At 42.5% G+C, this 13755-nt stretch carries 11 protein-coding genes; 1 reads left to right on the top strand and 10 read right to left on the bottom strand.

Annotated elements, in window-relative coordinates:
- Positions 1-54: 54 nt before the first annotated feature.
- The 10 genes from GJU87_RS11245 to GJU87_RS11200 form a co-directional block, all read right to left on the bottom strand.
- Positions 55-1644, bottom strand: coding sequence for a glycoside hydrolase (locus tag GJU87_RS11245; protein WP_153639610.1), 1590 nt, complete (start codon positions 1642-1644; stop codon positions 55-57).
- 62 nt (positions 1645-1706) lie between these two features.
- Positions 1707-3458, bottom strand: a complete 1752-nt coding sequence (locus GJU87_RS11240) for a cellulase family glycosylhydrolase (protein ID WP_153639609.1) — start codon at positions 3456-3458, stop codon at positions 1707-1709.
- A gap of 165 nt (positions 3459-3623) precedes the next feature.
- Positions 3624-4778 carry a helix-turn-helix transcriptional regulator gene (locus tag GJU87_RS11235; protein WP_153639608.1) on the bottom strand — a complete coding sequence of 385 codons (1155 nt, stop codon included), beginning with the start codon at positions 4776-4778 and terminating at the stop codon, positions 3624-3626.
- Between the two features lie 290 nt (positions 4779-5068).
- The gene (locus tag GJU87_RS11230; RefSeq protein WP_153639607.1) at positions 5069-6085 is read right to left on the bottom strand and encodes a pirin family protein; all 1017 of its coding nucleotides are present in this window, start codon (positions 6083-6085) and stop codon (positions 5069-5071) included.
- 437 nt (positions 6086-6522) lie between these two features.
- The gene (locus GJU87_RS11225) at positions 6523-7545 is read right to left on the bottom strand and encodes a PD40 domain-containing protein (RefSeq protein ID WP_153639606.1); all 1023 of its coding nucleotides are present in this window, start codon (positions 7543-7545) and stop codon (positions 6523-6525) included.
- A gap of 153 nt (positions 7546-7698) precedes the next feature.
- Positions 7699-9732 carry a T9SS type A sorting domain-containing protein gene (locus tag GJU87_RS11220; protein ID WP_153639605.1) on the bottom strand — a complete coding sequence of 678 codons (2034 nt, stop codon included), beginning with the start codon at positions 9730-9732 and terminating at the stop codon, positions 7699-7701.
- 169 nt (positions 9733-9901) lie between these two features.
- Positions 9902-10642, bottom strand: coding sequence for a hypothetical protein (locus GJU87_RS11215; protein WP_153639604.1), 741 nt, complete (start codon positions 10640-10642; stop codon positions 9902-9904).
- A gap of 168 nt (positions 10643-10810) precedes the next feature.
- Positions 10811-11422: a hypothetical protein gene (locus GJU87_RS11210; protein ID WP_153639603.1), complete on the bottom strand. Its 612-nt coding sequence runs from the start codon at positions 11420-11422 to the stop codon at positions 10811-10813.
- 154 nt (positions 11423-11576) lie between these two features.
- Positions 11577-11912, bottom strand: coding sequence for a hypothetical protein (locus GJU87_RS11205; RefSeq protein WP_153639602.1), 336 nt, complete (start codon positions 11910-11912; stop codon positions 11577-11579).
- A gap of 251 nt (positions 11913-12163) precedes the next feature.
- Positions 12164-12571 carry a hypothetical protein gene (locus GJU87_RS11200; RefSeq protein ID WP_153639601.1) on the bottom strand — a complete coding sequence of 136 codons (408 nt, stop codon included), beginning with the start codon at positions 12569-12571 and terminating at the stop codon, positions 12164-12166.
- A gap of 546 nt (positions 12572-13117) precedes the next feature.
- Between GJU87_RS11200 and GJU87_RS11195 the strand changes: the two genes are divergently transcribed.
- Positions 13118-13345, top strand: coding sequence for a hypothetical protein (locus tag GJU87_RS11195; RefSeq protein ID WP_153639600.1), 228 nt, complete (start codon positions 13118-13120; stop codon positions 13343-13345).
- Positions 13346-13755 lie beyond the last annotated feature (410 nt).

Genomic DNA, 13755 nt, shown 5'->3' with positions numbered 1-13755 from the left:
TACTCAGAAGGACCGAGTACCTCTTTTTCTTTTTTAGAAAGTATTTCGTTTCAATCAGAGTTTGACCAGTTTCACCAAATACACGTCATTTTCCCTTAACGGGAATTCCTTGCTGAATTTGCCTGTAGCATCTACCTGAATCAGGTCCTCAGCAACCGGGGCACCGCTATTCTTTTTCTTGATGAAGGCAACCTCTTGCCGGGTGAGTTGATTCGGCCTTCCCAGTTGATAATAGGTCGTATACGGATCGTTAATTTCATAGCCAATCCGGTACACTTCCATCTGATATTTTCCGGCGGGCACTCCGCTGAGTTCCACGTTCACCTTTCCTTTCGGTTTGGATGGCAAATCCTTGATATAATAAGCCTGGTTATTGATGGAATCGGGGAGGGTATAGGTGAAATCCCAAAACAGTAGCTGGATATCTCCGTCGGCATCTTTGCAGGCCCACGAAGCGCTGTCGGTATTTTGGAGTTCGGTCTTACCCAACTTATTTAAGTAGGAATAGGCGAAGAAGGCCGGCTTCTTGATTCCCTGGTAATTCATCAATCCAAAGCCTCCATGAAAAGGAGTAAAACGTGGTCCGGCTTCCTCGAAAATATCGGTAAATGTCCAATATGACATGGAATTGGCCGCATTGCCCACCTGTTTTAATTTTTCAAGAATGTAAGCCGCTTCGTGGTAACTGTCGTGAATCGGGTCATGTGGCGTATAGGAGGCACTCCATTCGGTATAGTGCAACTCCAGGTTGGGCATCGATGATTCGGATATCTGCTTGCGCGAATGGATGACATCGCCACTTACGGCCCATTTGTCTTTGTTCAGCACGGTACCGGTAGTTCCGTATTCATCCAGAAAACCCTGTTTTACGCCGTAGGTATGGGTGCTGATGAAATCGATGGGAACATGGTTTTCTTCGCAAAAATTAATCATCTCAGGAACCCAGGCAGCACCTGCTGTAGCAGGTCCTCCTATACGGTAATCTTTGTCGATACCTTTAATCGCTTCGGCAGTATATTTGTAAAGTTTGAAATACTCCTGCTGAGTCCCGGCCCAGAAGCCCGAAAGGTTTGGTTCGTTCCAAACTTCGAAGTACCATGTTTTCACCTCATCGGCGCCGTAGCGTTGAGTGAAGTGCTGTACGAGGTGACGGATCAAATCAGCCCATTGGTCATAATCCCTTGGAGGGGTCACGTTACCTCTCCACCAGAAAATTGTTTTATCACCACTGGCGAGGGCATTAGGCATGAATCCCAATTCGACAAAAGGCTTCATCCCAATGCTCAGGATATAGTCATATAGTGCATCGATATATTGAAAATTGTATTCAGGCTTTCCGTTCCGATCCAGTTTACATACGCCCATGTCATCGGTTAACAAGCCATGCATGCGGATGTATTGAAAGCCGCAATCCTTGTGAGCAACAGCCAGCTGCTGCTGCCAGTCGGCCCGTAAGCCTTCGTTGGCGCGACCGGCACCTACACATTCCCGGAACATCTGATTGAAATCACCCTTTACACGGTTGTAATCAACGCTAATGGTCCTGACCTTCTCAGCCGCTTTCCGTGATTGATTGCGGGCCGTCGCCGGACTAACAAACATCACGCTTCCCAGCAGGGCAAACAGAAACAAAGTTTTCTTCATGATATGAATAATGATAGGTTTGAATATCTGTGTTCATTTTGTAATGGACAATCATACCATCGTTATTGAGCAGCATTGGCACCTTCAACTATGGCGTCCAATGTCTGCTGATCGAACACGGTATCGTCGTTTCGGTTAAAAATAGCACAATTGTTATTGTCCATCGAACCATTATCCCAATAAAACGGCAAGATTCCGTCTTCTTTGGCTTTTTGCGTCACATACTTCAGGAAATAAGCTCTCGAGGCCAGATGCAATGTCAAGGCATCGCCGGTCAAATCCGAACGACGTACTGCACTGAATTCGCCCATTACTACCGGAATTCCCTTGTCGACAAATTGTTGTTTCATTAGCTGGAAATTGCTATCAACTGCATCTTCTTCGCCCCATGTAGCATTGCGATCGGTATCGGTGGTGGAGTGATAGCCGTTGTCCCAGTAATAGAACATTTTCCCCCAGTCGGCGTCTTCGGTCATACCACAGAAATTCCACGGAGTATAGTAATGAATTTCAACCATCAACCGGTCGGCTACTTCGTCGGTTGGCAAACTTGTCATCAGTTGGTTGGTCTTTTCGATATCAGTCGACGGTCCCTGGATAACAAGTACCCGGTAACTGTTCTTGCCTCCGGTTGAACGCACTGCATTGATGAAGGTCTGGTGATACGATTCCAGTACCGCCATCTGTGTGGCATTGTCGACATTGGGTTCGTTGGCACTGGCAAAGAGCAGATGTTCGTCGAAATCGCGCATCGTAGTGGCTATCTGTTCCCAGAACGCCTTCTGCTTGGCATTCACCTCTTCCTCTTTATCCTGCGTGCAGTTGTTTTCCAGCCAGCCACCGTCCCAGTGGATGTTCAGAATCACATACATGTCATCGTCGATGCAGTACTGAACGACCTCTTTGACCCGTTGCAGCCAGTCAGCCTGTATTTTGGCCGTAGCAGCATTGGCATATTGATTCCAGGAACAAGGAATCCGAATGGCATTGAATCCGCTTTGCTTTACTAAGTCAATTAAAGCTTTGGTGGTTTTAGGATTCCCCCAGGCCGTTTCTCCGCCAATCGCTTCCAATGAATTTCCAAGGTTCCAGCCCAGGTTAATTTTAGCCGCCAGTTCAGCGGCCGTACTGGTCATTCCGGTTTCATCGGGTGCCTGTGGCGAGGTATTGTAGCTGGGGTAAATCTCACCTTTTTGTGTAACGGTAATCTCAACCGTCGGAGCATGTTCGGCCGTTAGGGTAAGGGTAGCGGTCCGCGCATCAGTTCCGGTATTTTCGGGTACTGTCAAATCAACACTGGTCGAGCCTTGACCGCCGGCTGTCTTACTCAGTTGTAACCAAGCAGCATCAGTACTCATCGTCCATTCCTGGGCATCAGTCGTAACAGTCAGCGTGGCTGAGTCGCCCGAACGTTTTAAACTGAGGGTGTTTTCGCTGGACGAAAGATGGTAGAGATAGTCTGATGACGCCTGCGAAACCATCACCTGAACCGGAGTGGCATCACCGGCCATAATGGTGAGCGTGTCGGTGCGGGCGGTTAACGTTTTGGTTTCTACTTTCAACGAGATTTGGGCATTCTTCTCGGTTCCGCTGGTGTTCGATACAACGAGCCAGTCGGACGCCGGATTGCTGATGTTCCATGAATCAGCATCGGTCTGGAGCGCCAGCAAAGTGCTGCCGCCATCTTTTGGGAAAGTAACCTGTGAAGGATTAATCGAGAGAGTGTTCGGATTGTCTTTTTTCTGACAAGCAAGGAGTGTGAGCAAACTCAGCAAAAGAATGCCGGTCAACCTGGTTTTCGTTATCAAATTCATTGGTGTTGGATTAATGTTTTATTGGCTTATTGAAAAGATTTAGCCATGGCGGTCACAATATCTTGCAATCATGCCGCAACCGATTCCCTTCTACACAATATTAGTAGGATGCTTTTTCTTTCTTTTGACAAAAAATGGAAATCTTTTTGCAAAAAGTGCAACGTGCTAGCGCACACTTTCGCGGTATTGCGAAGGGCTTAATTCTGTTAGGTTTTTGAAAACGCGGTTGAAATGACTTTGGTTGCCGAATCCTACCTTGAAAGCAATTTCGCCAATGGGTAAATCGGTTTCGCGGAGTAGCCGTTTAGACTCGTTAATCCGGATACGGTTGATGTAAGTTTTGAAGTTGCAATCGTAGGTTTCCTGTATGAAATGGGCGATTCGGCGCGGCGTGACGCCCGTATGATCAGACACTTGTTCGAGGGAAAGCTCGTGCTCCTGAAAGCTCCGGTTGATATAGTCGATGAAGTTTTCGCCCGGTTGTCTCTCTTCCTCCACTTCCACGAAACGGTAGGAGATAGTAATGGAAACCTGCTTCCGTTTCAACCAGGCGCGGAGGTGATAAATGATAACTAAAAGGATGAAGAATGTTAACCATGCAATGATTAACATGACGGCTAGCCAGCTATTATCCCGAACAATGGATATGGAGTAAATGTGTAACGAGCAGGTGGTATTCAACACAGGGGCATAGGCATTTCCCATGTTGAAATTGTATACATGTCGCAAATCCGGAGTGATTTTTTCCTGTGGGGCGATATGATTCAGTGTACGCCACCAATCGGGCACATTCATATGGTTGACATCGATGGTATATTGTTTCTTCTCCGGCGAAATCTCCACCAGGGTATAGAAATTCAAATCGTTGCTGTTGCCCTTTTGGCGGAAATAGGGGTTACGGGTAAACAACGAGAAATTGATGTTTTTGATGCCCTGTGCGGCCACCGTCAACCGGATTTGGTTGTAGTGAGCCAGATTGATAATACTGTCCCTGGTGGGACCGATACTTATCCCGACGTACGGGCTCAGGAATCCTTTCTTTAACTGGAAATCGAGAGCGATAGCCGAATCGGAAACGCTGTGTTGCACAATTTCTGAATGGCCCCCGTTGGCACTATCGTCGTAAAAGCCGACGGCAAAATTGTGCTGCGAAGGAAATACCCGGATGTCGCGAAAGCTGAGGAAATAACTATAGATGCCGACAAGCACAAGCGTAGCGGCAATAAGGCTCCAGCGGTTGAATTGGTTACGGAAAAAACCACTTAGAGACATGAATGCAAACGTACGGTCGTTTCGGGTATGTAGGTTCTTTTCGTTCATTCCAAAGCTGAAATGTTTTGCGTAGGTAAAGATGCATTAAGTTCATCAACTGTGGAAACAATGATAGTAGATTTGTATCGGAAAGATAGAGATTGCAACGGATGAACCGCGGTAAAACAGGCGGAATGATCTGAGCCGGCTGCTCCTGTGTTGTTCTTATGAGCATTGATTTCACGGTCTGTCCTTGTAGCTTTCAGTACTCTCCGGTGGAAAAAGAACGCTATTTTACGAAGTTGCCAGCAGCACAGTATTCTCCGGGCAGTAACCGTTGCTAAGGTGTTCGAAGTGTATTACCGTTCCTCTTTCGTGCCGTCCGAATAGATGGCAAACCGTTTCGCATCGGTGCCATGGGTGACTTCATCCTGCGGCCAGGGCCAACCACCAAATTGTGTTTGCCGGTACTCCGAAAAAGCCTCATCAATCTCTTGTTTGGAATTCATCACAAACGGTCCGTACTGAACCACGGGTTCACGCATGGGCCGTCCCTGCAAAATCAAGGCAGAGCAGGCTTCCTCACCTGCAGTCATGTTGATCTGCTGGTCTGCTTGTAAATCGGCCGAATGGTATGCCGGTAAGCTCGTATCGTTCAATTGAAGCTGGTCACCTTTATAAAAATACAGCCGTCTGTTAACCACCGGTGAAGCGGCCGGCAACTCAAATACTGCGTTGGGTTCCATGTGTATCACCCAAATGGCGACCTCGTTTTCGGCTTTTGCCGCCCACGAATCCGGTGGAGGAACCGGAGCTGCCAGGGTGTCTATTCGACCGGCAATCAATTCAATTTTTGTTTTCCTGTTTTGCCCGTCAGTCTTTTCGTAGCGAGGAATATCCTCGTTCCAGAACATTTTATAGTGCGGTTCGACCATTTTGCTGGTACGCGGTAAATTCAACCAAATCTGGAAAAGTTCCATCGGATTATCTGTATCCTGGTTCACCAACGGAAACATTTCAGAGTGCTGTAACCCTTTGCCTGCCGTCATCCATTGCACATCGCCGTTACCGTAGCGGCCGGCTGCACCCATCGAATCGCTGTGGTCGACCCAGCCTTTGCGAACCACCGTTACCGTTTCAAAACCCCGGTGCGGATGCGGGGGGAAACCCGGAACGGTCTGCCCGTGATACATACGCCAACCATCTTTCACCTGGAAATCCTGACCGATATTTCTTCCCACCAATTCCTTTTTGTCGGGACCCAGGTTGGCATTTCCTTTCGGGAAAAAATCTTCGTGATGCACACAAAACAAGAATGGGTCGAGGGCTTCCCACTGAAAGCCCAATGGTTTGATATGATTTACTGTTTCGCTCATGGTTCCTCCGGTATTGAATATGCTTACGTTGGAACAATGAACACGAGGGAAGGTTTATCGATGAAGGCCCGAATCTCAGCGTTGCGTCCAATGGGTAACTCAATCCTTCCTGAGAAACGGTAGGATATGTCCGCAGTTTGAACAGACAAAATTGATCACTGTCTTGTCCCAGGACTGTAGTCGGAAAATAGTAAACCAGGTTCGATTTAATATCGTTTCGCGAGTTTCGAACGTTTCATTTTCGCAGATTGGACATTTCAGTTTATTTCCAACAACTTCGTATTGCTTTGCTTTCTCCATGAGGTTTGGTTTTAGAATGATGTTTTACGTTGGTAGGAGGTGGTTACTTTGTTTTGACTTGTTGAACCGGGAAGAGACCCTTGCCTGCCATATACAAATTGTTGTGTTTAGTTTTCAATTTTTTAGGATTAGAATACTTAATCATAATCAGGTTTCGGCAATGTCTTTGTTCTTACGGCATACAAGTCAAAACCGCCTTTCCCGCCTGGCCTGTTCGATGAAAAAATCAACATTGTTTCATCAAATTCGCTGAATGGAACAATAATCGGACGATATTCGTCATATTCAGAATTAATTTTATCCCCCAAATTTTGTGGCTGAGACCATTTCCCATTCAAATACTGTGAGAAATATAAATCAAATCCACCATAACCTCCCTCTCTGTCTGAGGTGAAGACCATTATATTCCCTGCTACAAATGGACATTTATCATTTTTGTCACTTGACAAAATAGCATTTCTTACAATTTCATGGTCGGTGGTAACATGATAATCAGGATTAATCTCGTCTTCAACAAATGCTGTTTCGTAAATATTAAATACTTCCATTTCTCTGTTGCTACAGAACACAAGACTTTTATTCTCATTAAATATGCAAGGGTAGTAATCGTCATACTCTGAGTTGATGGATTCAAAAGATTCCGGAGCATTTATTATCTCTTGAGCATTGTACGTACCAAAATCAGATTTCTTTGATGACGCATACTTTATATCAAAGTTTCCCGATTCGTTATTTGCGTAGAAAAAGTATTCATAATCTTCATCTCCAGAATGATAAAATGGACCAAATTCATCAAAGTCTGTATTTATGGTTTCAAGAATCTTGTTCGTATATTTATTATAACTACCAGCATCGCTAACATATGAGATATTTAATATGTCATCTTTGGGATGATAAGAAATATCCATGCTTTTAAAGATAATATCAAAATTGTTTCCTGAACTATTTCTATTTGTTGAAAAATAAATTCCATGTCTGAATGCTGGATAGGGAAGGTCCGAGTTGTAATCATCAAAAGAAGAGTTAATATTTTCCAAATTTACAGGCGATTCAGTTACAATTGTCTCGTAAGTAAAATCATTATCATCATTGTTGAATATGTTATTACAACTTGTCAATGTGATTATGAAAGCGAAAAGTAAAATTTTTAATGTCTTCATGATTATTTGGTTTCTGGCATAGGATTTCTTTGCTGATAGTTTTTTATGGTTAAGGTTGCTTTAATTTTAATTAAACACAACGGTTGCGGGCATGTGGCCGGGCGGTCCCGAAGTATCAGTGCTCCGCCCGACCATATATCAGTTGTTATTCATTTACTGTTTAATAAATTTTCCGGTTCTCATTCCGGTCTTATCGACAATTTTAATGGCATAAAGTCCGCGAGGTAAACTGCTAATATCAACCTGGTTGCTGGTTAATATTTTATTGAAGAGCAATTTCCCTTTAATGTTGTATATCGAAATTTCAGCGTTTGGCTCGATTCCCCTAAGGAATAGAGTTTCTTTAGCCGGATTGGGAAAAACTGAAATTTCTGACTTTTTAATTTCTCGTACACCTGTTATTCCAACGTCGTTCGTCCATACACTTGCGGCAGAAGTACCTGCATAAACATAATTTGAACCTAGCATTAAAGAGCTCACTCTTTTGCATAACAGGCCTGAATTTACTGCGATCCAACTACTACCATTGTTAGTCGAGACAAATACGCCGCCGTTGTATGTCCCGGCAAAAATTCCTTTTTCATTAACGGCTAATGACATGATTTGCAGATCGGACAGGCCGTTATTGACAGCAGTCCAGCTACTACCATTGTTCGATGACAGGTAAACTCCGTCACCAAAAGTTCCTGCAAAAACATTATCCCCACTTACAACAATGGCATACACCGTTGTATTACTAGGTAAACCACCGGATGCATCCACCCAGCTGTTGCAATTATCGGTTGATAGTAAGATACCATTGGTGGTCCCAATAAAAGTACAGGTGTCACGGGTAGCAATTGACATCACCTGTACTTTTGACAATTCGTTGTTTTTTTCTACCCAATTACTTCCGTTATCCGTCGATAAGAAAACTCCACCGTTCGTTCCCGCTAAAATACTGTCTCCTTTCACGTTCAGCGCACGAATATCTGTACTTGTCAAGCCGTTGTTTACTTCTGTCCAGCTTGTACCGTTATCCTCCGACAGGAAAATACCCTTGTTTTGTGTCCCCGCAAAAATATTACTTCCACTAACCGCTAGTGGAATAACAGACGTACTTAACAACCCATTGTTCACAATTGTCCAGCTATTCCCCTGGTCTGTCGATGTGTAGACGCCACCATAACCGCCGGCAAAGATTCTGTCACCGGAATGGACGATGGAGCTAATAGCCATGCCGGTGATACCTTCATTCGCATCGGTCCAGTTGGTACCATTGTTGGTTGACAAGAAAATACCCCCATCCCAGGTTCCGGCGAAAATATTGTTGCCAGATATAACAAAAGCCCCAATATACTTAGCTGGTATTCCGTCATTGACTGCTGTCCAGGTGTCACCATTATCAGGCGAGAAATAAATACCGCTGCCAATCGTTCCGGCAAAAATATTGCTCCCATTTACAGCTACAGACCATGTCGATAAATTCGACTTTTCAGTCCAGGTGCCACCATTATCGGTCGATGTATAAATACCACCATTTGTGGCTGCAAAAATCATGTTTCCGTTTGTTGCCATCGAGAAAACATTTAAACTGTTCCCCGACAAGCCATTGTTAACTTCAACCCAGTTTCGACCGTTATCAGCCGACCTGTAAATGCCTCCATTGATGCCTCCTCCGGCAACGGAGGCATATAAGATTCCCCCACTTATCAGCAACGAGTGAACATGCAAGACATTGTCCGGAATTCCGCTGTTGACCGAAGTCCAGGTACTACCATTGTTCGAAGAAAAATAAACACCGTCATTCGTTCCGGCAAATATATAATCCCGGTATACAACGATACTACTAACAAATTTGCCATAAGTGGTCAAACCATTATTAATTGCGGTCCAGCTATTGCCATCATCAGTTGAGATAAATACGCCATTATCGTAGGTGCCGGCAAAAATCTTACCGTCGCTTGCGGCGAGAGTAGAAACGGTATTGAATTCGATACCGTTGTTTACCATGGTCCAACTGGCTCCATTGTCGGTTGATTTGTAAACCCCTCCATGATTAAGGCCTGCAAACAGATGGTTCGTGGCTGTATCAACTGCGAGTGCCCGTATGTCACCGCCGTAGGGACCATTGGATTGTTGCCACTGTGCTATCAAATTACCTGAGAAGGCAAATGTACAAAGGATGATCGCAAGTACTTTTTTCATGAGATTTAAAGGTTAGGTTGTTATATCTGTGATTAAATAATTTGATCTGTGTCAATTTGTTGGTTTACGGTGGCAATATGCGGAGGCCGGGATTTCTAAGCTCCAACCTATCAAGCCGTAATGTTTTTGAGTAAATGTACAAAAGTTCAAATTACCCACATCCCCCGGCTTACGTATATTGCGTGTTACCAACCGTATTTAATTTGTTCTTTATCTCTATCGCTTTTTTATTCATATCAATCCACTCCTGAGTCTTAATAAATTCCTCAATCTGCGGTGGATTCTCAGGAGTTTTGTCCACTGTTTCATTTAAAGCTTTGTCAAATTCAGCAAGTATTTCTAATTCATTCTTATTAAACGCTTGCTTAAAGTCACTCGAATCAGGATTATAGAAATCCTCCCACTGACAAAATAATTCGGCTGAGACCTGAGCAATCGGCACTTCTTTTTGATAATCAAGTTGACTTTTTTCTGATGCCCATAAGTCAATAACTCCAAAAACATTATTCCTTGTCAAATCTTCAAATTCGTCATCGGTAATGCTCATATCTTCAGTTTCGATGTCCTGTTTTGGTTTATTAATCTTGTTTCTTAACGGTCTTTTCTTAATCCTTACACGATAAAAGTAAATCGGAGCATATAATGCATTAAAAAAGAAAAGTGGGAAAATAGATTTTGAATATCTGTCATATTTAAACAAAAACCAGATGCAATAAATCCAATGAAAAAATACAATCATTGATACAATAGTCATTACAATATTGTATGGATTCTGTCCTTTGTTCGCAGTTATTTTGTCAAAAGCATCAGGAATAGTAATCACAATAATCGGTAGTCCGATGAAATAAAAAAGTATCGCTGCAATGTTAATCCCAAATGTTACGTATGTTATTCTATCAATCAGTTTCATTTTTGTACTATCGTTTCTTTATATGGTTGGTAATTAACGGTTGGTACATGTTGTCGGGGCGGATTTCGGAGAGCGTTCCTGTCCGAAGGACATGGAACTGCGAAACGAGAATCCGCAGTTGGCGTACCACCAAACTCCGCCCTGCAATATGTACTGTGTTAGCAGTAGTTATTTTTTATTCCACATCTTATCTATCAGTTTCAATAACTTATCTCGGTTTTTCTTGTCTTTTATAAATTTTGGCAGTTTTGCAGAAAGTGTCATTCCGTAGCTTTCTCTTAAATCAGCCTCAATGTAACTTTTTAAAAATTTCAAGTGGTCATAATTATATGCCCACAATATTTCGTTTTTGATACTCTCTTGCAACCAAAGACTTAATCCAAAAATCTTGTCTTTTTCTCCATCTTGATTTTGAAATTGTCTTAGTATATAAGAATATGATGGTTTAAAATTTTGTGTTTCTCCACAGTTATCGCACTTAATCCTTATTGTCTCTTTTTTAGTTTTTAGGTTTGGGATTATTCTTTTTATTTTCTCGCCGCAATTCCCACAATTTCTGTCAACTTCAAGCCGATAGTGATAAAGATTCTCATTAAAATTATACGAACAATTGGAACAAGTAATATTTATTCCCTCCTCAAAAAATGGAGAGAAAATTCCTCTTTTGTGGTTTATTTCTGCTCTTTTCCCACAATTAGGACACTTTACCAAAATAACTTTTTGCCATTGAGATATGTCCCAATCTGTGTCTTGAAAACGTTTTTTTTCTTTTATACTCATCGTTTCAATGGTTCTTCATAATTACTGCTAACGGTCACTTGTATGTGGTCGGGCGGCCCCGATGCTTCGGGGTCCAACAGAAATCCTGTCAGACCGCAGGAGGGTGGCAACACTGGTTCGACTTGTCAAACCGAGATGAAACCCGCCTGCCATATTACAAATTGTTATGCCCTGTTTTTAATTTATTTTCAAAATATTTTATAAAATCTATTCCTTTCTTATCTGTGTCAATTGCCTCCGATAATGATAAAAACTGCCCAACCTTTCTAGCAATTACAAGTCCATGAGAGATATTCTCTACATTACCGCCATTCAAATAGTATTCTGACAGTTTTTTTCTATCGTATCTTACTCCACCTTTATTAAGTTCTACAATTGCTCGCAAAAAAGGGTCAAGTTCTTTCCCATTTTTCTGTATGTGTCGTAACTCACTTATTTTAATTGGAGTCCCGCTTACTTTGCATATAATTAGTGCACTTAAATAATTCATTTGTTTTAGATTAAGCAATCCCGTTAACCGTTAGGCGTTTTTTCATGATATTAATATTTCCATTTAATCAAGCTTGCTATATATGGCGAAATTCTGTCTGTTAAATTGGGCATAACGGTCACTTGTATGTGGTCGGGCGGGATTTCTGGAAGAAATCGTGTCAGACCCGCAGGAAAGTGGGCACGAGGTTTGACTTGTCAGACCGCTAAAACCCCCGCCTGCCATATTACAAATTGTTAGCGGCTGGGCTTTCATTTTAATTCAAGTTCGTTAATAATGGATTCAATCTTTTCCATTTCCTTTTTTTGTCTTTTACGGTTGAGGGATTTCTTATCTACCGAATAAGTAAGAAATATCTTTTTATTTCCTTTCCCAATTATCCATTTTGCTATAAAATATTCATTGTCAGATATCGTGTCAGTAAAAAAAATGGCGTCGAAATTTGGGTACGTTTTGATTATTGAATTTTCAAATTCCTTTTGTTCTTCATTAATGTTAAACTTTAATTCAGTGTCTCGACTTACATATGAAGAAAATTGAAAAGCTCCAACACCATGTTCGTCAAAAATTGTATGAATGTAATTGTCAACAATTTCATATTCCCAGTCTAAAGGATATCTGATTTTGAAAAATTCGGTCTCTAAAATCTTTTCTTTCATAAATTCGATTTTGCTTGCTTATTTTCAGCCTTGCCGCTAACTAGTTTGTATGTGTACTAAAAGTAACATATATTTCCCATACGGGAGTGTTATGTGTACCTTTGGTATCTTATATCTTAAGCTTGCCCAGTGGATTTTCAATTTGTTCTGGTCAGTTTTCATTTGCTGGTCGTTAAGGCATTTCAAGGTAATAAAAAACTTTCTGAAATTGGTTTTCAGTTCCTTCATGAACCCCATTTTTCTATTATCATAATTTTCCTTCGCATACCAGATCCATACGTTCACCACAGAAAAACGACCGTTCATCAAAATTTTTAGCATAAAACATATTTTTTGCTTAAGTTAAAAACTCATTCGTTATCAGGACATAAAAACGGAAACTTTAGCGGGCGTACAGAACAGTGGAGCAGGAAAGGCGGAGGCTTTCTCTTTTATGATCCATACGAATGCGAAGCGTTCTTTGACCTATTCGCTATTGCAATGTACTATGTCATTAAGCGGCTGGCGGGTTTTTAGCCTGGTTATCCCGTAAAGGACTGCTGAAAAATGGTCAAGCCAGTATGGATCGCCTTCAAGGCTAATCCCGAAGCGGCCAAGCCGGTTGCGGTTTGCATCAACATGACAACGAAAGCAGTCAAGCCGGTTGCGGTTTGTATCAACATGACAACGAAAGCAGTCAAGCCGGTTGTGATTTACCTCGACACAACAGAGAAAGTGGTCAAGCCGGGCCGGTATCCCTTCAACACGTTAACGATAATGGTCAAGCCGGAATAATATGTCGTCAACACGGATGTAAACTCCATCAAGCCCGGATAAGCAATCGAATTCAGCAGCGTTGAGCACTTTGCCATCAGGCTTGAGAGCTTTTCATGTAGCGTTGACGGGATTTGAAGTAGCCTTGACAGTTTTTATACCTGTGTTGAGCATTCTCACGGTAGTGTTGAGCACTTTGCCAACAGGCTTGAGAGCTTTTCATGTAGCGTTGACGGGATTTGAAGTAGCCTTGACAGTTTTTATACCTGTGTTGAGCATTTTCACGGTAGTGTTGAGCACTTTGCCAACAGGCTTGAGAGCTTTTCATGTAGCGTTGACGGGATTTGAAGTAACCTTGACAGTTTTTATACCTGTGTTGAGCATTTTCACGGTAGTGTTGAGCACTTTGCCAACAGGCTTGAGAGCTTTTC

It is taken from the genome of Prolixibacter sp. NT017 (genome assembly GCF_009617875.1).
GTDB lineage: Bacteria > Bacteroidota > Bacteroidia > Bacteroidales > Prolixibacteraceae > Prolixibacter.
This window is presented reverse-complemented; position numbering and strand designations above follow the sequence as displayed.